The organism is Aquabacterium sp. OR-4 (genome assembly GCF_025290835.2).
Taxonomy (GTDB): domain Bacteria; phylum Pseudomonadota; class Gammaproteobacteria; order Burkholderiales; family Burkholderiaceae_C; genus Pseudaquabacterium.
Map to the genome: position 1 here is coordinate 1 of NZ_JAOCQD020000001.1, position 21776 is coordinate 21776.

Annotated in this window: 10 protein-coding genes; all 10 read right to left on the bottom strand. The window is 70.6% G+C overall.

Translation table 11 applies throughout. The features are described from left to right. Positions 1 to 9912: Ig-like domain-containing protein (locus N4G63_RS00005; protein WP_314599189.1), on the bottom strand; the 9912-nt coding region annotated here is incomplete at its 3' end. Positions 9913 to 10512: 600 nt separating this feature from the next. Continuing rightward, a complete protein-coding gene (locus tag N4G63_RS00010; protein WP_260789517.1) occupies positions 10513 to 10869 on the bottom strand; it encodes a 2TM domain-containing protein in 357 nt (118 codons plus the stop codon). 202 nt (positions 10870 to 11071) lie between these two features. Next, positions 11072 to 14497: a hybrid sensor histidine kinase/response regulator gene (locus N4G63_RS00015; RefSeq protein WP_314599190.1), complete on the bottom strand. Its 3426-nt coding sequence runs from the start codon at positions 14495 to 14497 to the stop codon at positions 11072 to 11074. Between the two features lie 274 nt (positions 14498 to 14771). Then, positions 14772 to 15602 carry an NAD(+) diphosphatase gene (gene nudC / locus N4G63_RS00020; protein WP_260789515.1) on the bottom strand — a complete coding sequence of 277 codons (831 nt, stop codon included), beginning with the start codon at positions 15600 to 15602 and terminating at the stop codon, positions 14772 to 14774. Positions 15603 to 15635: 33 nt separating this feature from the next. After that, complete coding sequence (locus N4G63_RS00025) at positions 15636 to 17039, bottom strand: amidase (RefSeq protein WP_260789514.1); 1404 nt, start codon at positions 17037 to 17039, stop codon at positions 15636 to 15638. A 50-nt stretch (positions 17040 to 17089) separates the two neighbouring features. Further along, positions 17090 to 17473 carry a nuclear transport factor 2 family protein gene (locus tag N4G63_RS00030; protein ID WP_314599191.1) on the bottom strand — a complete coding sequence of 128 codons (384 nt, stop codon included), beginning with the start codon at positions 17471 to 17473 and terminating at the stop codon, positions 17090 to 17092. Positions 17474 to 17535: 62 nt separating this feature from the next. After that, the gene (locus tag N4G63_RS00035) at positions 17536 to 19032 is read right to left on the bottom strand and encodes an ABC transporter substrate-binding protein (RefSeq protein ID WP_260789513.1); all 1497 of its coding nucleotides are present in this window, start codon (positions 19030 to 19032) and stop codon (positions 17536 to 17538) included. A 48-nt stretch (positions 19033 to 19080) separates the two neighbouring features. Continuing rightward, the gene (locus N4G63_RS00040) at positions 19081 to 20136 is read right to left on the bottom strand and encodes an oligopeptide/dipeptide ABC transporter ATP-binding protein (RefSeq protein ID WP_314599192.1); all 1056 of its coding nucleotides are present in this window, start codon (positions 20134 to 20136) and stop codon (positions 19081 to 19083) included. Then, complete coding sequence (locus N4G63_RS00045; protein WP_260789512.1) at positions 20133 to 21203, bottom strand: ABC transporter ATP-binding protein; 1071 nt, start codon at positions 21201 to 21203, stop codon at positions 20133 to 20135. Before N4G63_RS00045 ends, N4G63_RS00040 begins: the two co-directional genes overlap by 4 nt. Continuing rightward, entirely contained in the window at positions 21200 to 21727 is a 528-nt protein-coding gene (locus N4G63_RS00050) for a class IV adenylate cyclase (protein WP_260789511.1), read from the bottom strand. Before N4G63_RS00050 ends, N4G63_RS00045 begins: the two co-directional genes overlap by 4 nt. Between the last annotated feature and the right edge of the window lie 49 nt (positions 21728 to 21776).

Here is a 21776-nt window from a genome sequence, read left to right on the forward strand (position 1 = left end):
GCCCGAGTAGGCCTGCGACTCGATGCCCGACAGGCTGGCGCTGAATGCTGCGCTTACTCCACCCGCGGTCTTGACCGTGATCGGGCCGAAGGCACCGTCGCTCAGCGGCAGCGTGAGGAGTACTCGCTGGCCTGAACTGTAGACATCAGCGCCTGCGTTGATCGCAGCATCACTCACCAACGCACTGCCAAAGCGGTACTCGCCAGCGCCTTCGGCAAAGCCGTAGCCGCTGAGCGTCACCTGAGCTGAATTGCTATCGCTGGCGACGCTTTCGATCTGCACGCCGGTGACCACCGGGACGATTTGCAGCGGGAAGCTGCCATCGGCCGGGAAGGCCTGCGTGCTGCCGACCTGTGAGAACACAGTCACGTCACCCGAGACCGCGTTCACGGGCACGACGAAATAGGCGAGGCCGCGCGTTGCGTCGTAGCGGCGCACCGTCACGTCCTGCGTGGACGTGGCCGTGCTGCTGTCAGAGCCGACCACGAAGCGCATGCGTGCCGTGCTGGGGTCGAAGCTGACCGGCACGCCGATTTCCTGCAGAGGATTGGCCGACGGGGCCACCGCGATTTCGGGCGCACCCTGGGCGGCCCGCACTTCACTGGCCGGCCTCACGACGAAGCTGCGTTGGATGGCAGCGCCCAGCGCATTGCCCACGCGGTCAGTCACGCGGGTGGGATCGATACGCAGGCGGTACTGTCCCGGCGGCAAGTAGCCATCAGGCAGGATCGAAACCACTTGGCCCTGCGCACGGGTATCGATGCGCACCGTCATGGCGGTGTCGTCAGCCGTGTCGAACAGGCCATCGGCACCGGCACGCACCAGGCTCACGGCTTGCGTGGTGAACAGATCACGGGCTATGGGTTCATTGAACGTGATGTCCACCGAACGCACGAAGAACAGGCTGGCGCCATCGGTCAGGCTGACGCTGCGCACCTCCGGCGCAAAGGTGTCGGGCACCACATTGACCGTCACCGTCTCCGACAAGCCCACATTGCCACCGGTGTCGGTGGCCCGCACCTGCAGCGTCAACGTGTTGCCGGCCGCGGCGATGGTGGGCACTTGCGCGAGCAGGTCGTACGGGAAGCTCAGATCGGTGGCCACCACCTGGCCATTGGCCAGCAGCTCGACCGAGCGCAGTTGCACATCGTCGGACACCGTGGGCGTCACGCTCAGCGAACTGCCTTCCTGCACCTGGGTGCCGGCAGTGTCGGGATCTATGTCCGCACCGGTCAGGGCGATGGACACCACGGGCGCTTGGCCCTTGGTGTCGAAGCCCACGTAGTTGACCACCTGCAGGCCCGAGGAACCATCCGCCACGAAGGCCATGCCGTTGGCCAGCACCACGTCACGCGGGGCAGCCGGCAGGTTGATGCGGGTGAGGAAGCGGCCGGTGTCGGCGGGATCGGCCACGCTGGACACATCCAGCGCATAGACCGCCTCGCCACGCGGCCCCGTGAGCTGGCCAGCAGAGACCAGCAGGCCCGAGCCGTTTGCCACTAGCGACTGGCCGGCCACGTTGGCCGCATCCACGCCGCTGAGCAGGCGCAGATTGGCCGCATCGGACACGTCCACGGTCAGGAAGCCCTGGCTGTTGGTGGACAGCGTGCCCACATAGGCCACGCCGCCGCCCACGAACAGCTTGCCGCCGCCGTTGTCCAGCGTGATGGCGCCTTGGGCCGCGAGCACGCCTTCGCGGATGGACACGGCGCGCAGCACGCGGTTGGCGTCCATCACGTAGAGCATGTTGCCGTCCACGGCCATGTCGGTGATGCTGCCGCCACCGATCTGGCCGAGCACCAGCTTCTGCAGCACCTCGCCGGTCTGCATGTTGATGGCGGAGATGCTGCTGCCATGCGCGGCATAGGCGATGCCGTCAACGGCCACCACGCGCTGCACCGACTCACCCAGCGACACCGTGGTGGTGCGCACCGGCGCGGCGGGTTGGGAGATGTCGATCAGATGCAGGCCAGCTTCAGAAGCGGCCACGGCGGCGAGACCGCGCGAGGCATCGACGGCCACGTCCACGCTGTTGCCGGGCAGGGCCATCTGCGCCAGCAGCTTGGCTTCGGTGAACTTGGAGGTATCCAGCAGGGCCAGGCCGGAGGTGCCGGTGGCCACCAGGGCGGTGGCGCTGCTGTTGCCGGTAGCGACGACAGTCACGGCCTCGGCCGAACCTTGAAGCGCCGCTGCGGCGATCACGCCGGTGGGCAGGTTCAGGCCACCCAGCGGATCCAGGCCCTGCTGGATCTCAAGAAGGTCGGAAATCCCATCGCGATCCGTATCGCCTACGCTGTCTCGGGTACCTACAACCAGTTCAGCAAGGTCAGATAGTCCATCCCCGTCCGCATCGAAGCCTCCGATGTGGGTCATTGGCAATGTTCGCGTAGCGTTCGCGCCGGACGCTGGCGAGGTTCGGTTCTCGACAAAGGTCTTGTTTGTGACCGGATCAAACAGGTAAAGATTGAACTCAGTGTCGGGTGGAAGAAACTGATCAAGCTTTTGCCCACGCTCCACAGTGCCTCGGAAGTCAGTCCCATTGCTGACTTGGTAGTAGTAGTAGATGTCCGAATCAGGCATCAAGGACAGTGCGCGGCTCGCCGTTGGTGCACTTCCATCTTGATTTACAGGAACCGCAGTACTGAATTCAGACGGCGATGCCAGACTCTCCAGCGCAGCAAGCATTGAAAGGTCGGCTGAAGTGCGCGAGCGATCAGTGGCATTGGCTGCCGGGACTAGTGTCTTTCTTATAGTCACGCTAGGCGCAATGCTGAAGCCCCATGAGACAGCCGCACGGGCGCCAGCAAATATGTCCCCGTGATAGTCGATTAGCGGGGTGAATGGAAGCGGCACTTCATATTCATCGACACCCCAGTCAGACAAATCGATCGTAGGCGGCCCCGCCAATCGGAAGGGTTCTTTTGGTTCCCACTCACTATGCTCTTTGAACCATTCGCCAATGTCGTAGGGGATGTTCTCTAGCCATCCGAAGTCGATGTCAGCCGAGACAGAAACCTCAATGTTCCCTGGGCGAAAGCGAATTTCTTCGAGTTCCAATTCAGCTTCTCCGCCGGTAAAGTCCATCTCCGCCTCGAAGCCGAACGCAGCACTCAATTCAGCCTCTACCTCGACACCAAAGAGCGTCAGAGTCAAGTTCTCTGGAACGAGGCTGCTCCAGATGTCGTTGTCGATCCGAGTCGTGTAGGTGTAGCTGAACGGCGCATTCGTGTTGTCGAATATGTCGTCGAAGTCAGTTGCAAAGTCGAACGCAAACGGCTGATCGACCTCCTCATCCTCATCCAGACCAAGAACAGCCCGAATGACTTCATCTGGAAGAGTCAGACCAACGGCAATGCTGAACTGCGGCGCCTCGATCGTGATGCCTGCGCCCAAGCTGATGGAAACCAAGTACTCCTCATCGTCATCGTCTTCATCGGGCGTACCGTCTCCATCGTCATCGTCATCGGTGACATCGGGAATGCCGTCACCGTCTAGATCTCCTGCCGGGGCATCCGGATCGGGCGTGGGGTCGTCAGTGCCCCCCGGCGGCGTCATCCCATGCCACCCCGGCGCCTTCACCCCTGATTCCGGATCCGACACCACCGTCAGCCCGTCGGCCGACACCGTGCCGGTGCCGTTGATCACCAGCATGCCGGTGGTGTGGTCGAAGCTCAGGATGTTGAGCTTGCTGCCGGGCGCGGCATTGAACACGTTGGGGAACGTGATCTGCACCGGCTCGGCAAACGTGGCCACGCCGGGGGCCTGGATGGTGATGTCGAAGGTGTGCTGCAGCACGCCAGGCGGCAGCATGTCGCGCACCAGTTCGGGCGGCACGGTGGCGATGCCGATCTTGACGTCCGACAGCGCCTTGCCGTCTTCGCCAATGGCGCTGCCGGGGGCCACGGTCAGGGTCAGTGCGCTGCGCTCCTGCTCGGTGAGTGCCGGGGCGGCCTTGGGGTCGTCCACGGTGATCACCGTGGTCTGGGTGTTGCTGACGGTCTGCAGCGCGCTGGTGGCCACGCGCGGCAGGTAGACCTCGGTGCGGCCGGTGTTGGCCAGCCGCTCTTCCGCGCTGCCCATGCTGTCCATCAGCGTGTTGGTCACGCCGGGCTTCAGCGTGGCAGCCATCACCATCTCGGGCCAGAACACGCCGCTGGGCGCATTGGTGGCGGTGCGGCCGTCGATGGCCACCTTCACCTCGCCGGCGGGCAGGTTGGTGAGGGTGAAGTTGCCCTCGGCGTCGGTGTAGACGTAGCGGTCTTCCTGGCCCAGCATATACACCTTGGCATGGACGATCGGGTTCAGGAACAGGTCGTCGGCGGTGTGGATCACCCCATCGGGGCCGCGCCGCATGTCGTCGAAGGTCATGGGCTCCAGGTCGACGCCTGGGTCGACCACCTTGCCCTTGAGCGTGGTGCCGGCCACCACCGTGGTGCTCACGGTGGTGAAGCTCACGGCGGCCTGGCCACCGGCGCTGCCATTGCCGTCGGCATCCAGGAAGGCGCCGTCCGCGGCCGCGCGGATCTTGCTGCCGTCCACCGTGATGGTGATGCGCGAGCCGCCCGGCATCGGGTCATTGAAGAACAGCCAGGCGAAGGTGCCATCGGCCGCCGGCACGAGGGTGGTGGCCAGCCTGCTGCCATCGGGGCCGGTGGCGTAGAGGCTGCTGGCGTTGAGCGTGGCGGCGTTGACGGCGCGGCTGAAGGTGATGATGGGACGCTGGGTCACGCCCACGTCGCTGCTGCCGTCGCCGGGGGTGATGCTGACCAGCGTGAACGCGGCCAGCGTGTCCACCTTCACGGTGCGGCTCAATGTGGCGGTGTTGCCTGCGGCGTCGCGGGCGCTCAGCACCACGGTGTGGTCGCCCACGGCCAGGCTGCCGAAGTCCAGGGCCGCATCGAAGCTGCCGCTGCTGGCATCGAAGATGAGCGTGTGCGCCGCACCGCCATCGAGGGTGTAGGACAGCTGTGTGAGCACGCCGCCATTGGGGTTGGCCGTGCCGCTGATGCGGCTGCCGGCGGCCAGCGTAGCGCCGTCGGCCAGGCTGGTGAGCTCGATGCTGGGGGCCTGGGTGTCCAGCGTGAAGCTGCGGCTGGTGGCCGCGCTGGTGTTGCCCGCGGCGTCGGTGGCGATGAGGGTGACGGTGTGCAGGCCATCGGCCGAGCCGTCAATGGCCAGTGCGGTGGTGATGCTGAAGCTGCCGTTGGTGCCCAGGGTCAGCGCTTGTTCGGCGCCACCGTCAATGCGGTAGCTGGCTTGGGCCACGCCCGATAGGTTGTCCAGCACCTGGCCGGTGAACGTGAGGTTGGCGTTGGTGGCGGTCGGGCTGGCCTGCAACACGATCGATGGTGCCTGCGTGTCCTGCGCCAGCGCGAACTTCTGCAGCACGGCTTGCGCCACGTTCTGGCCCAAGGCCTTGCCGGCCTGGTTGGCGTATTCGAAGTGGATGCCGCCATACACGCGGCTGCGGCCGGCCTCTTCAGCGGCCTGGGTGAAGCTGCTGAAGCTGCGCGTCACGCCCGGCAGCGTGGCGCTGGTGGTGCTGAACGCGGTGTTGTCGCCGAACGCATTGCCCAGCACCGCCGCCGCGGCGGCGCTGAAGGTGGAGTGACCCGACACGTAGTCGGGGTGCGGCGGCGTGATCAGCAGGCTGCGCCAGTTGTCGTCGTCGGTGGTGGCCGCGTTGTTGTCCAACTCGGCATCGTGGATGGCGGTTTCCGGGCGCCAGGCGCCGTAGAAGTACTTGGCATCCCAGCAGGCGATGGCGGCATCGGCCAGCGCCACATTGAGTTGGGCGAACAGGCGCGCGTTGGCGCTCAGGCTGTTGCCCTTGGTCAGGGCCACCTGGCTGGCGATCTGGTTCCAGTGGCCGGGCGGCGTGGTGCTGCCCTTGCCATCGGCCCAGAAATGGGCCTGCTGGGTTTGGTCAGCCGTGCGGGTGCTGCTGGTGGCGCTGCCCAGGGACTTGATCTCGTTCAGTGCGGTGGCGTAGGCCGCGGAATCCACGGTCGGTGGCGCAGACGGGCGGAACTCGCCGGGCGAGCTCAGCGCGAAGGGGGTCACGCTGGCCCAATGGGGGTTCTCTGCCACGTCGAAGATCGGGCCGGTGGGCCGCCACTGGCCCACGGCGGTGCTGCCGGCGTATTCGGTGAAGGCGTTCGAGCCATCGTTGGCACGGATGGCCAGCACTGCATCGGCTACGCTCAGGCCGAGGGTGATGCCGGCGTCCTTGGCCGCGCCGTCGGCAATGCTGGCCAGGCTGCTGGCCAGTGCGGCGTCGAGCACGGTCTTTTGCGCCGGGTAGGTGAGGCTCAGGATGCGGTGCGCCGCCACGGCCACTGCCGCCTGGGCATTGACAGCGCCGCTCACGCTGCGCTGCACTAGGTAGGCCGGCGTGCCTTCGATGGCGGCCAGCGTGTCGTATTGCGCCAGGCTCACCAGCGCCAGGTTGCGCGTGGCCACCGGCGGATCAGTGACGTCCAGCTGGATGGCACGCAGGGCGATGTCGTTCCAGGTGAGCACCGCGTCGGTCTGGGTGGTTTCGACACGGGTGACGGTAAAGCTCAGGCCTTGGCTGTTGCCGGCCGCATCGGTGACGCTGAACTGCAGCAGGTTCTCGCCCACCGCCAGGGCCACGCCGGGCAGCTGGAAGCTGCCGTTGGCAGCGGCCACGGTGCTCAGGCCCTGCGCCGGCAGGCTGACCACGGCACCGGCCTCGGCGCTGCCGCGCATCAGCGCCACGGCGGCTGCGGTCTGCGTGCCATCGGCATCCAGGCTGTCTGCGCTGGCCAGCGCGATGCTGGCCGCGGCAGGGGCCTGGCGGTCCAGCGTGAAGCTCAGCTGGGCGGTGGCCGAGGTGTTGCCCGCCGCATCACGCGCGGCAAGCTGCAGGGTGTGCACGCCATCGGCCAGCGTGCCGCCGGCCAGGGTGTCGAGCTGGGCTGCGCCGAGCGTGAAGCTGCCGTCGGCACTCAGGCTGGCACTCACATCCACCCAGTCAGGGTTGGCGGCATCCCCCAGCGCGGCCAGCAGCACCGTGGCGCCGCGGTCGTCAATCACCTGCCCTTGCACGGCGGGAACGCGGGTGATGCGATCCGAGCCGGAGGCGCCGGTGTCCTGCTGCAGACGCAGCCCGCTCAGGGCCGGGGCGCTGGTGTCGGGCAGGTCGCTGGCGATGCGGGTGACGGTGATGGACCCCGTGCCGGTGTTGCCCGCCACGTCGGTGATGTCCACCGTCAGGGTGTTGGCGCCCAGCGCCAGCGGAACAGCCGCGAACACGAAGGCACCCTGGGCATCGGCCACGCTCTGCGCGCTGCCAAGGCGCACCTGGGCACCCGCCTCGGTGCGGCCATGGATCGTGACGGTGCCTGCTTCGGTCTGCAGATCGCCCACGGGCGCCGTGTCAGAGGCTTCGGCCAGGCTCAGCGTGGCGATGGGCGCGGTGGTGTCGAGCGTGAAGCTGAGGCTGCTTTCAGTGCTGCGGTTGCCGGCGGCATCGGCCGTCTGCACGCGCAGGCTGTGGGCACCATCGCCCAGGCTGCCGCCCGCCAGGGCCTCGATCTGGCTGCGCGAGATGGTGACCACGCCCCCCTCGCCCAGGCTGCCGATCAGCTCGTTGAGCGTGGGGCCCTCGTCCACGGCGGCAAACACCTGTGTGACGCCGGTGTTGTCCGTGCTGTCGGCCAGCATGGCCACGAGGCGCGTGATGCGGTCGGTGGCCGATGCGCCGGTGTCGTCTTGCAGGCGCAGTGCCGACAGCGTGGGCGGCTGGGTGTCGGGCAGCGGCAGACGCTGCAAGCTGCGGCTGCTGGTCTGGCGATTGCCTGCCTTGTCCACCACATCAAGCTGCACGCTGGTGCTGCCCAGCGGCAAGGCCACGCCCGCCAGCCTGAAGCGGCCATCGGCGTCAGCCGTGGTGCTCAAGCCCTGGGCCGTGAGCGCGATGCTCGCCCCGGGCTCGGTGCTGCCCAGCAGATCGACGGTAGCGGCATAGGTCTGGCCATCATCGTTGCCGATGGCATGGGCCGGATCAATGCCGAAGGTGGCCACCGGCGCGGTGGTGTCGAGCGTGAAGGCCACGCTGACGGCTTCGCTGAGCAGGCCGGCGGCGTCTTGTGCCTGCAGTTGCAACGCATGCGCGCCATCGGCCAGGGTGCCGCCGGCCAGCGTGTCGAGCTGCGCGCGGTCGAGCGTGAAGCTGCCGTCGGCGGCCAGCAGGTGGCTCAAGTCGATGGCCGGGCTGCCTGGCTGGCCGTCCAGCCTGGCCAGCAGGCGTGGCTGGCCCGCGTTGTCGGCCACGCGGCCGTGGACGGCAGGATCGCGGGTGATGCCATCGCTGGCCGAGGCACCGGTGTCGTGGGCCAGGCTGACTTCGATGCTGGGTGGTGTGGTGTCGGCGATGGCCTCGCGCACCAGGGTCAGGCTGCCGCTGGTCACATTGCCGGCGGCGTCTTGCAGGCTGAGGTCGAAGCCGTTGCTGCCCAGCGCCAGCGCGATGCCGGCCAGGCTGAAGCGGCCGCTGGACGGCACCGTGAGCGTGGCCAGCGCGGCGCTCTCGCCCGCGCGGCGCAACGTCAACATGGCGCCGACTTCGGCCTCGCCCTCCAGCGCCACCAGGCTGGCCGTGGTGCGGCCGTCACCGAGGTCGCCGGTGTCGCTGGCTGCGGCCAGGCCAATGCGCAGCAGCATGGGCGCCAGGCGGTCAGGCGGTGTGCTGCGCAGCTGCGGCAGGCTGGCCGGGCTCACGGCCTGGCCCGCCACACGCACGCTGGACGGGAACTGCGGCGCCACCACGGTGGTGCTGCCGAGCAGCTGGCCGCCCACGATGAACTCCTGCACGCGCTGCAGCACGGTGCCCAGCTGACGGTCATTGCCGTCGCCCAGCACACCGTCCACGGGATCCACGCTGACGAGGATCTGGCTGTCAGCCAGGCTGCCGGTGATTCGCACCCGTGCCAGCGTGCCGGCCTTGAAGCTGTCGGCGTTGGCGCCGCTGCCGCCCAGCGCGGCGTCGTCGCCCAGGTCGGCGCCCACCATCAGCCGCAGGTCGCGCGCATCACCCCCCACCTGCAGCAACTGCAGCGAGGCCACCGCCACCTGGCCCGAGGCCTGGCCGCGGGTGATCAGCTGCGTGAGCGGCTGGCTGACGTTGAGCCGCCAGTCGGCGCCCGTGCTGCCGGCGCTGATGGCATTGCCGCGGCCATGCACGCTCCACACGCCGCCCGCCAGGCTGCCGCCCACCTGAACCGTACCCAAGGTGAAACCCGTTGCCGCCCCTGACAACAACAGATCAGAGGTGCAGTCACCGGTGATGGCCAGCGACTTCAAGGCGGCAGCCTGAAGGCTGTTGCTTCCGGCCACTGTGCTGACCCAGGCGCCAGCCTTGACGGTCAAAGTGGCAGCTGGCGAGACGACGACCGCATCGGTCAATTCGCTGGCATTGATTGTGGTTTCGCCACCGCCAGCCACATTGATCGACGACCGCCGAACTTGCCCCAGGTTGAGGGTGCCCAGACTGCCGGCAAAGCTGGCATTGCCCGAGAGATCCGCTACGGCAAGGCTGAGCGTTCCAACATGGCTGTCGGCTCGAATGCCAGTGAGCGCGACACGGCCGCCATCAGCAGAAGCTATGGAGACCTCAGTGGCGGCAGTTGTCGATTGGAGCTCAAGCAGATACCCATTGGCCTGGATCACCAACCTCGCGCTGCCTGGTCCGCTGAGCGTGACTATTGGCTCCGCACTTGCCGCCAACGCGTGCATGGTGGTCACCCCATTCGGGTTCACCTCGGGGGCTGCCTCTATCGGATCGATGTTGCGATAGGCGGCGACGCCTGCGAAATCGGTGGGCGAAAGATCCGCCGACAACAGCAGCCGCGGCTCTAGCGACTCAATACGGTAGGAGCGACCAGCCACTCGTTCTTCAGCTGCCGCATGACGCTTTGCCCGCCGCTCGATTCGCCAATCTCGGATTTGAGACCAAAGGTCTTCCAACCAACCTAGCCAGAAGCGTCGGGCTCGCCCTACCAGCGCCAGCAGCAATGCACTGGGCTTGGCCGGATTGGCACCAAACCGTCCAAACGCAGTACTTTCACCACGGTTCTGATGTCCGCCCATGAATCTTCTCCCAGTCGCACTGAATGGCTTCTCTGGCCTAGGAGCATTAGCCTAGGCCTGGAACTCAACATGCGGAAGAAGACAGCCGAAGGGCGCCCGCGAGCTGCCGCTCACTTCGCCACCCAGACACCGAACAAGCAAATCCAAATCAAGTCACGACACGAAACCTCTTGGAGTAACGCTGACAAGCCCTCTCTCCGCTCCGACAGCGAGTTTCATGGCATCTGATAACTTCCATCTAGCGGGGCAGATCAACACCCCCCGCAATCAAGGGGCCTAAGGCGTCAACAACGTTGATGATGCAATTCAACCGCATGAACTGCAGTGTGCGCCGCACTCAAAGTGACGCATCGCGGCGGTGCACACCTGACAGCTCAGTGGCAGTAGCTATGGCCCACATTAGCGTGCAACGCCAGGCACACCACGCAACACCGCCAGCAGCTGGCTGCGGCCTGGCTGGGTGCGCTGGGCCCATTCGTCGAAGCGGGCGCGGGCCTCGGCGCCGTAGCGGCGGTGCACCCACAGGCCCACCGCGGCCAGCAGGCCGATGACGATCAGCGTGCGCAGCGCCTTGGCCCAGGCCACCAGCACGGCAATGCCCATGCCCAGCGCCACCCACTTCACCCACCAGTGGCCTGGCGTGGTCATGGCGTTGATGGCGAAGCACAGGCCCACCACGAACAGCGCCTTGAACGGCAGCAGCACCGCACGGCCGAGGTCGCTCAGCGGCTGGGTGATCAGGTGCAGGGGGTTCATGCGGGGCTCCTCGGGCGGCGATGCAATGGACGCAAGCCTAGGCCGGCACCCCGGCCACAGCCAGAGCGCGGCGACGAAATGCCGGCCTGCGGCGCAAATCGACCGGGAGACGGCCCGAACGGCCGCGGCGCGTGCCCCCAACGTGCGCCACGCGTGGCCCGGGCGTGCCTGACCGGTCACTCACCGGCTCCTCAGCCGCTCCTCAGCCGGCCTCGGTGGCCGGGCTGGCCAGGGCCTGCGCCAGGCCTTCCAGCACCTCGGCCAGCGCGGCCTCGAACGGTGCCAACGCCGTGAGCGGCGGCGCGGCACCCGGGCGGTGGATGGCCGCACCGTCGGGCCCGACCAGCAGGCCGGCCAGCTCGGCCTCGAGCGCCGCGGCGGTGTTGAACACCGCCCGGGCACCCAGCGTGCCGGCCTCGCCCTTGACCATGTGCACCAGCTTGGCCATGCCGGCGATGTCGCCGTCGGCCAGGCCTTGGCGCAAGGTCTCGGCCAGGCCGCTGCGGCTGCGTGCAAACAGGCCCAGCATGCGCCGGTAGAGCGCCGGCTTGCCGTCGCAGTGCCGCAGGCCTTCGGCCAGCACGATGCCGCGCACCTCGCGGGGCAGCTCGGCCGGTGCAGGCTGGGCGGGCGCGGCCGCGGTCCGCAGGCCACCGCTCGGGCCGCCCGGGCCGGCGGCAGCACGCCGCGGGGCGCTGCCGGCCGCGGCAACTGCCGGGGCGCGGCCCGGGGCCGAGGCGGCGCCCGGCGCCAGCCCGGCGGCGGCGCTGGCGGTGGCGGCCGCGGTGCCCGTGCCGGCCGACAGCGCCGCGGTCGGCAGCGGCTCGTCGCGCACCCAGCGGGCCAGCGTGGCGTACAGGTCGGCCGGGTCGAAGGGCTTGCTGATGAAGTCGTTCATGCCGGCGGCCAGGCATTGCTCGCGGTCGCGCGCCATGGCGTGGGCGGTGATGGCGATCACCGGCAGATGGCGGTGGGCCGGACGCTGGCGGATGCCGCGTGTGGCCTCCAGGCCGTCCATGCCGGGCATCTGCACGTCCATCAGCACCAGGTCGAACGGCGCCTCGGGCGGCTGCCCGTCAAGGCAGCGCAGGGCCTCGAGGCCGTTGTCGGCGCAGGTCAGGCGCACGCCCACGTCGGCCAGCAGGGCCACCGCCACCTCGCGGTTGATCGGGTTGTCTTCGGCCAGCAGCACGCGCAGGCCCTCGAGCCGGCGCAGGCGCTCGGGTGCCGGCGCCTCGGGGGCGATGGCTCCGCGCCCGCTGCGGCGCAGCGGCCGGTAGCCATGGGCGGCAAACAGGCCGCACAGCAGGTCGAGCAGGGCCGAGGCGGTGACCGGCTTGGCGAGCACGCCGTCCAGGGCGGCGCGCGCGGCGGGGCTCAGGCTGCGGCCACCGGCGGCGTCATGGTTGGCCGCGTCACCGACGGCCGCGTCCACGCTGCCCAGCGGCAGCAGCGCCACCAGCCGCGGCGCCGTGCGCAGTGGCAGGGCACGCAGGCGGCGTGCGGCGGCCAGCACCGCGCCATCGGCGGTGTGCTCGGCGGCCAGTTCGCCGGCATCCAGCAGCAGCAGATCGAACGGGCTGCGGTCGGCGGCGGCCAGCAAGGCGCTGCAGGCGGCGTCGAGGCTGTCCACCTGGGCGGTGCGGCAGCCCAGGCTGCCGGCCATGGCGCACAGCATGGCGGCGGCCCGCGGGCGCGGCGCGACCACCAGCAGGTCGAGCATCACGCCGGGTGGCGGCTCGATGTCGGGCAGCGCGGCGGCCCGCTCGAAGCGGGCGCTGAAGCTGAACGCGCTGCCTTCGTCGGGCGTGCTCTGCACGGCGATGTCGCCGCCCATCAGCTGCACCAGCTGGCGGCTGATGGCCAGGCCCAGGCCGGTGCCGCCATGGCGCCGGCTGATCGAGGCGTCCACCTGCGTGAACGGGCGAAACAGCTGCGCCGTCTGATCGGCCGACATGCCGATGCCGCTGTCGATGATGGCGAACTGCAGCGTCAGCTGCGTGTCATCGTGCGCCGTGGCGTCGCCCGGCGCGCGCAGCACCCGGGTGGCCACGATGACCTCGCCCTGGTCGGTGAACTTGACCGCGTTGTTGCACAGGTTGGTCAGCACCTGGGCCAGGCGCAGGGCGTCGCCCACCAGGCGCGGCGGCACGTCGGGCGCGGTGTCGATCAGAAAGTCCAGGCCCTTGGCCTGGGCCTGCAGCGCCACCAGCGAGGTGACCTGCTCGAGCACATCGTCCACCGCGAATTCGGCATGGGTCAGCTCGAGCTTGCCGGCCTCGATCTTGGAGAAGTCGAGGATGTCGTTGACCAGGCCCAGCAGCGAGCGCGCGGCGGCGTGGATCTTGTGCAGGTAGTCGCGCTGCTGCGGCGACAGCGCGGTGCGCAGCGCCAGGTGCAGCATGCCGAGGATGGCGTTCATCGGCGTGCGGATCTCGTGGCTCATGTTGGCCAGGAACTCGCTCTTGGCGCGCGTGGCGGCCAGCGCGGCTTCGCGCGCGGCGATCAGGTTGCTTTCGGTCTCGAGCCGCGCGCTGATGTCGCGCAGCACCAGCTGGATGCGCTGCGGCCGGCCCTCGGCGCTGCGCTCCACCACCGAGAAGCTGGCCTCGACCGGCACCTCGGCACCATCGGCGCGGCGCACGCCGATGGTGGTGACGGCCTGGGCCTCGCGCCCCGGCAGCAGCGCCAGCAGATGGGCCCAGCCGGGCCGCGCCAGCCAGCGCGGAGCCGGCCAGCCTTCCAGCGCGTCGCCCTCGGCCAGGCCCATGATGCGGCCCCAGGCCGGGTTGGCCACCACCACCACGCCCAGCGCATCCACCACGCCCGCGCCATCGGCCATGTGCAGCAGCACCTCGTCGAGCTGGCGCGTCTGGCGCGCGATCAGCGCATTGAGCTGGTCGCGGCGCTGCTGCAGGGCCTGGGCGTTGGCGTCGCGGTGCGCCAGCTGGTCGCGCAGCGCCGCCTGCAGGCGCTCGACCCCCTGGGCCAGCACATGCACTTCGGTGGGCGGGCCGTGGCTGGGCATGGGCACCGGCACGTCCACCCGGTCGAAGCGCCCCACGGTCAGCCCCACCACATGGCGTGACAGCGCCGACAGCGGTTGCGACACGGTGCGCAGCACCAGCGCGTACAACAGCGCGGCCAGCAGCAGCAGCTCGAGCACGGTGGCGGCGGCAAACAGCGCCGTGTCGCGCCACACCTGGCCGGCCAGCTGCGCGGCATCGGGCCGCAGCAGCAGGTAGGCCACCACCTCGCGGCCATCGGGGGCCACCAGCGGATGGCTTTGCGCCGGGACGGCCTGCGACATGTCGGCGCCGGCCTTGACATAGCCCAGCCGCAGCCGCGGCCCCACCACCTCGGCGCTGAGCACCGCCGGAAAGTGGTGCAGCCCGGCCAGCTGCAGGCCCAGCGAGGGTTCATCGTGCGACCAGACCGCCTGCGCCAGGCTGGGGCCGTAGGCGGCCAGCACCGCCTGCAGCTGCTGGTGCTGACGGCGCTGCTCGGCCTGCCAGCTGAGCCAGGCATTGAGGGACGACGCGGCCAGGCCGATCAGCAGGCTGAAGGCCAGCCCGCGCACCAGCAGCTGGCGCCACAGCGGCACGGGCCGCCCGAGCTCGCGGCTCACTGGACGTCCCTGCGCGCCATGCGCTGCGGGCTTCGCGCTTGGGAGCGGGCCGGGCGGGACGTTGGCGGTGTTTGCGGCATGCGCGCGCCTCTCCTAGCGCGCGCGCCTCGGGCTTCCGGGACCGCTCGCGCATCACGCGAACTACGCGGCCCGGAACAGCGGCCCCTGATTGGTGGGTGGCGGCTGCGGGGGGTGCCCCGCGCCGCCGCTTTCATTGTGCGTCAGCAGCAGACCACAGGCAGGGCTGGCGCGTCAAGCGCGGGCCGGTGGAGGTTCAAGGGGCGGCCCGCATGGCCGCCACGGTGTCGCGGATCAGGTGGCCGGCGATCGACAGCCGCGGCGGGATGACTGGCAGCGCGTCGATCGGAAACCAGCGCGCATCGGCAATCTCGCCGGGCTGGGGCACGATCTCGCCGCCGGTCCAGCGGGCGGTGTAGGCCACCATCAGGCTGTGCGGGAACGGCCAGCTCTGGCTGCCGAAGTAGCGCAGCCCGGTCACGGCCACGCCCACCTCCTCGGCCACCTCGCGGTGCAGGCAGTCCTCGAGCGACTCGCCGGCCTCGACAAAGCCCGCCAGCGCGCTGTACATGCCGTTGCTGTAGTGCGGCGCGCGCGCCAGCAGCAGCTCGCCGGGGCGCCACACCAGGGCCATCATGGCCGGCGACAGGCGCGGGTAGGCGGTGTGGCCGCAGGCCGGGCAGCGGCGCGCCCGCTCGCCCGCCTGCAGCTCGGTGGCCGTGCCGCAGGCGCCACAGAAGCGGTGGCTGCGGTCCCATTCCAGCAGCTGCGCGGCGCGGCCGGCCAGCGCCGACAGCGGCGTGCGCTCGTCACCGCCCAGCGCCAGCATGGCCGCACGCAGCGGCAGCGCGCGCCAGCCGGGCGGCGCTTCGGGCAGGGCCAGCGCCCAGGCGTCGTGCCCGCCCAGCCGACCCAGGTAGTGACGCGACAGCGCGGCGCCGGTCAGCGCACGCAGCAGCAGGCCGCCGGCCGGCGCCAGGCCGGCCTCGGCCGCCTCGGGCAGCAGCAGGTCGCGCTGCACGAAGGCGAAGCACCAGGCTTCGGGGGTGTCGTCGCCCGGGTGGGCAATGGCGGGCAGGTAGTCCATCACGGGGGGGGCCGGTCGGGTGCGGCGGTGGGTTCAGTGCATCGGCCAGGCGGGCATGGCCGGGCGCAGCCGCTCGTAGGCGGCGGCCAGGCGCAGCACGCCCAGGTCATCATGGCGCTGGCCGGCGATCTGCAGGCCGATCGGCAGGCCGCCGCGGGTGACACCGCAGGGCAGGCTGAGTGCCGGCTGCTCGCTCATGTTGTAGGGCACGGTGAAGGCGATGTGCTCGAAGGGCCGCGCGGGGTCGTTCAGCGGGCTGGCCCATTCGGCCGGAAAGCTGGGCACCGGGCTGGTGGGCGAGACGATGAAGTCCAGCCCCTGGATGGCGGCCACCGCGGCCTCGCGGAAGGCGGCGATCTGGCTGTAGCCGTGGAAGACCTCGGCGCCGCCGAGCTGGGCGCCCGACTCGATCCAGCGCACGATGTAGGGCAGCACGCGGGCCCGGCGCTCGGGCGGCAGGGCCTGGTAATCGAGCCAGCTGCGGGTGCGCCAGAAGCGGTCGAGCCCGTCGATCATCGCCCGGGTGCTGAAGGCCGGCACGGGCACCACCTGGGCACCGGCGGCCTCGAGGGTGCGCGCGGCGGCGGTGACGGCGGCCCGGGTCTCGGGCTCGACCGCCAGGCCCCAGCCGGCATCGAGCTGCAGGCCGATGCGCCTGCCGCGCAGCAGCTGCTGCGGCTCGGTGTCCTGGTGCAGATCGAGCCAGTCGATGGCGGCCGGCGGCAGCGCGGTGGTGTCGCGCCAGTCGGGGCGGGCCAGCAGCTGCATCAGCCAGGCGCAGTCGCGCACGCTGCGGGTCATGGGCCCGGCCACGCGGCCGGCGTAGGGCGGCTTGATCGGCAAGCGGCCGTTGCTGGGCTTGAAGCCCACCAGGCCGCACCAGCCGGCCGGCAGGCGCACCGAGCCGCCGATGTCGGTGCCCAGGTGCAGCGGGCCGTAGCCGGCGGCCGCGGCGGCACCGGCGCCGGCACTGCTGCCGCCGGGGTTGAAGCGGGTGTCCCACGGGTTGCGCGCCAGCTTGTGAAAACTCGACAGGCCCGACGACAGCATGCCCCAGTCGGGCATGGTGGTCTTGCCCAGCAGCACCAGGCCGGCCTCGCGCCAGCGTGCGGCGGGCGGGGCGTCCCAGTCGAGCGGGGTGAGCTCGGTGGCGGCGCTGCCGACAGGCATCGGGCAGCCGACGGTGGCGATGTTCTCCTTCAGCGTGCCGGGCACGCCGTCCAGCGGGCTGAGCGGCGCGCCGGCCTGCCAGCGCGCGGTGCTGGCGCGGGCCTGCTGCAGCGCGGCCTCGGGGTCGAAGGCGTACAGCGCGTTGAGCTCGGGCTCGCGCCGCGCAATCTGCGCCAGCACGGCCTCGGTGGCCTCCAGCGGCGAGAACGCGCCGCTGTCGAACCCGTCGGCCAGCTGCTGGGCCGACAGGGTGTGCAGATCGGCCATGCGCTAGATCTTTGCCGGGCGGCAGGCGGCGAGGCCGCGGCGGGGGGCCGTCATGACGTGCCTTCGTCGGCGCCGGCGGCCTCGGTGCCCTGGTGGAACACCATCAGCCAGCGGCCGTCGCGCTTTTGCCAGACCGACGAGCGCAGCGTCTCGCGGCCGTCGCTGCGCGTGACGCGGCAGGTGGTGAGCGCCATGTCGGGGCCCAGCGCGCGCAGGCGGAACTGGCGCATGCGCCGGCCCAGCGGCGTGCCTTCGGCGGCCAGCGCGGCCACGATGGCGGCGCGGTCGAACACCGTGCCCGAGGCACCGAACTCGGTGAACTCGGGCGCCAGCATCTGCGCCACGCGGTCGGGGTCGTGGCGCAGCGCCGGGTCCATCAGGCCCTCCTCGATGGCGCGCAGCTCGGCGGTGAGTTCGGGGTGCAGGTCGTTCATCGGGCGATCTCCGGGGGCTGGGCGTGGGCGCGCGTGCGGCGCGTGCTGGGCTGGGCTGGGGGCTACTGCCAGCTCAGCAGCGACAGGTCGTTGGCGAAGATCGGCGAGTTGATCCACAGGCCCTTGAGGCCCTTGCGCGACACCGTCACCTGGGCCGGGTTGAACAGCCAGGCGTTCACCGCGTCGTGGCTCAGCAGGCGCTGGATGTCGCCATAGAGCTGGTTCTGCAGCCGGCCGCGCGGCGCCTCGGCGCGCTTTTTCACCAGCTCGTCGTAGGCCTTGTTGCGGTAGCCCCAGTAGTAGTCGGGGTTGGCGTACTGCACGTAGTCCAGCGGCTCGACGTGGTTGATGATGGTCAGGTCGAAGCTGCCCTTGAACGCGCCGCTGAGCCACTGCGCCCACTCCACGTTCTCGATCTTGGCGTTGATGCCCACCTTGGCCAGCATGGCCGCCACCACCTCGCCGCCCTTGCGCGCATAGCTGGGCGGCGGCAGCGTCAGCGTGAGGTTGAGCGGCGTGGTGACACCCGCCTCCTTGAGCAGGGCGCGGGCCTTGTCGGGGCTGAAGGGGTAGGCGCCGGTGAGGTCGACATAGCCCACGTCGGTGGGCGCGGCATGGCTGCCGATGGGCTTGCCCAGGCCCTGCAGCACGCCGTCGATGAAGGCCTGGCGGTCGATCGCATGGGCGATGGCGCGGCGCACGCGCACATCGTCGAGCGGCTTGCGCTTGTTGTTGAGGGCCAGCATGCCCTTGCCGGCGGTGCTGCCCACCTCCACGGTGAAGCGCTTGTCGGCCTTGAACTGCGCCAGCGCATCCACCGCGCCGAAGCGCGGCATGCCGTCGATGTCACCGGCCAGCAGCGCGGCCACCTGGGCGGCGTTGTCGTTGATGAAGCGGAAGGTGGCGCGCCGGATCTTGATGGCGCCGGCGTCGCGGTAGCCGTCCCAGGCGGTGAGCGTGACCGCGCTGCCCTTTTGCCAGTTCTCCAGCTTGTAGGGGCCGGTGCCCACCGGGTTGGCGGCGGTGGTGGCAGCGCTCTTGGGGCTGAGGATCACGGCCGTGTTCTCGCCCAGGCGGAAGGGCAGGTTCGGGTCGGGGTTGTTCAGCGTCAGGATCACCGTCTGCGCGTCGGGCGTGGCGATCGACGAGATGTTGTCGAACACCGCCTTCTTGGCCTTGTTGGTGCTGCCCTCGGCCTTGGCGCGCTCGAAGCTGAAACGCACCGCGGCGGCGTCGAACACCGTGCCGTCCTGGAACTTGATGCCGCGGCGCAGCGTGAAGGCGTAGACCTTGCCGTCGGGATCGCTCGTCCAGTCCTGCGCCAGCAGCGGCGAGACGCTGCCGCTGGGGCTGATCTTGGTAAGGCCCTCGAGGATGTTGTAGTGCACGATCTCGCCGATGGCCGCCGCCGGTGCGGTGGTGGGGTCGAGGCCCGGCGGCTCGAGCACCATGCCCAGCACCACGGCATCTTTGCGGCGCTGGGCCAGCGCCTCGTGGGTGGCCAGCGGCAGGGCCATCAGCGCGGCGGCCTGGGCCAGGGTGCGTCGGCGGAGGGTCATGGAGAACTCCTGATCGGATCGTCGCGGTGACGGTGGGTCAACGTGGGGTCAGCTGGGCACCGATGCTACGGCCTCGGCCAGCACCCGCTCGGCATGGTGGCAGGCGGCCCGGTGCGGCGGCGTGGCGCCGGCGCCGGCCGGGCCCGGCGCCGCCCCCGCCGCCACGCCCACCGCGCGCAGCGGCGGCGCGCTGTGCAGGCAGTCGGGCTGGCGGTGGCGGCAGCGTGGCGCATAGGCACAGCCGCCGGCCACCTGGCCGGGCGGCTGCGCGGGCCAGGGCGGCAGCGCCGCGGGTGGCGCGCGCCGTGCGCCGGGCCGCAGCCGCGGCACGGCGTCCATCAGCGCCCGGGTGTAGGGGTGGGCGGCGGCCGAGAACAGCTGGTCGGGGCTGCCCTGCTCGACCGCGCGGCCCTGGTAGAGCACGATGACCTCGTCGCACACCAGGTCCACCACCGCCAGATCGTGGCTGATGAACAGGTAGGTCACGCCCAGGCGGTCCTGCAGATCCTGCATCAGGTTCAGCACCTGGGCCTGCACGCTGACATCGAGCGCGCTGACCGGCTCGTCGGCCACGATCAGCCGCGGGTGGGTGACCAGCGCGCGGGCGATGGCGATGCGCTGGCGCTGGCCGCCGGAGAACTCGTGCGGGTACTTGTCGACATCGCTGGCGCGCAGGCCCACGGCGTCGAGCATGGCCTGGGCACGCTGGCGCTGCTCGGCACGGCCGGCGCTGGCCTGCGCGGCCAGCGGCTCGGCCACGATGCGGCCCACGGTCTGGCGCGGGTCGAGCGAGCCGAAGGGGTCCTGAAAGACCATCTGGAACCCGGCCCGCGCGCGCCGCAGCGCCGCCGCATCCAGCGCGGCCAGATCCTGCCCGTCAAACAGCACCTGGCCGCCGCTGGGCGCCTCGAGCGCCATCACCTGGCGCGCCAGCGTGCTCTTGCCCGACCCCGATTCGCCCACCACGCCCAGGCTGCGCCCGGCCTGCAGCGCAAAGCTCAGGCCGCGCAGCGCCTGCACCACCGGCGGCGCGGCCAGCAGGTGCTCGCGCGGCAGGGTGTAGTGCTTGACGAGGTGCTTGACCTCCAGCAGCGGCGCGCTCACTCCACGGCCTCGCGCCAGCGCAGGCAGCGCACCGCATGCCCGGGGTTCACGTCGTCCAGCGGCGGCGGCGCAGTGCGGCAGTCGGGCTGCGCCAGCGTGCAGCGTTCGGCAAAGCCGCAGCCGGCGGGCAGATCGGCCAGCGCCGGCACGCGGCCGGGGATGGTGGCCAGGCGGTGGCCGCGCGGCAGGCCCAGCCGCGGCCGCGCCGCAAACAGGCCGCGGGTGTAGGGATGGGCCAGGCGCTCGAACACCGCGGCGGTGGGGCCGCTCTCGACCACCTGGCCGCCATACATCACCAGCATGCGCTGCACCGACTCGGCCATCACGCCCAGGTCGTGGCTGATCAGCAGCAGGGCCATGCCGTCCTCGGCCACCAGCTGGCCGATCAGGTCGAGCACCTCGCGCTGGATGGTGACATCGAGCGCGGTGGTGGGCTCGTCGGCCACCAGCAGGTCGGGCCCGCAGGCCAGCGCGATGGCGATCACCACGCGCTGGCGCTGGCCGCCTGACAGCTGGTGCGGATAGGCGTCGAGCCGGCGCGCGGCATCGGGCAGCTGCACCCGCTGCAGCAGGCGCAACGCCTCGGCCCGCGCCGCCGCGCCGCCGAGGCCGCGGTGCAGGCGCAGGGATTCGCCGATCTGCCGGCCAATCGGGTGCAGCGGGTTCAGCGCGGTCATCGGCTCCTGGAAGACCATGGCCACGCGGTTGCCGCGCAGGGCGCACCAGTCGGCCTCGGACAGGCCCACCAGCTCCTGCGCGTGATCCGCCGCCGGCGTGGCCGCGTCAGGTGTTGCGCCAGGCGCCGCACCGCGGGCGGCGGGCCGGGTGGCGCCGCTCAGGCGCACCGAGCCGCGCACCTGCGCGCCCTCGGGCAGCAGGCCCATCAGCGCCAGCGCGGTGAGGCTCTTGCCGCAGCCCGATTCGCCGATCAGGCCCACGGTGTCGCCACGCGCCAGGTCGAAGCTCAGGCCACGCAGCGCCTCGGCCGGGCCCTGCGGGGTGGGCAGGGTGACGCGCAGGTCGCGCACCGACAGCAGGCCGGCGCCGGCTGCGGGCGCGCCACTCATGCCGCCACGGCAGCCGCGCGCAGCAGATCGAGGTAGGCCCCGCTGACCAGCGCCTCGGGGCCCACGCCCAGCCGGGCCATCAGGCCACGCGCCTCGGCGTCGCCGTCGGCCACGCTCTGGCCGGGCTGCAGCACCACCTCGATCTCGAGAAACTCGCCCAGGCCTTCCACCCGGTCGAGGTGGATGCGGGTGGCGCCCACCAGCACCAGCAGCCGGTGCTTGCGCACCCGTCCCAGCAGGCCGCAGGCGCGGGCCAGCGCCTCGCGCATGCTCTCGGGCTCGGTCACCGGCGAGATCATGTAGTCGGACAGCTTGGGGCCGTCGGCGTCGGCACGCTGGTAGGCGATCAGCTCGCCCGAGCCGTCACCAAACACGCGCAGCTTCAGCCGGCCGTGCGGCACGCTGAAGAAGCTGTCGTCCTGGTGGATCAGCTGCGGGTGCTCGTCGTCCCCCAGCGCAATGGCCAGGGGCAGCAGGTCGGCCACGCTGGAAATGCGGGCCTTGATCTCGACATTGGCGGGCATGCTGCCATTGTGGGGGAGTTTCGACGGCGGCCCGAGGCCTCGACGCGGC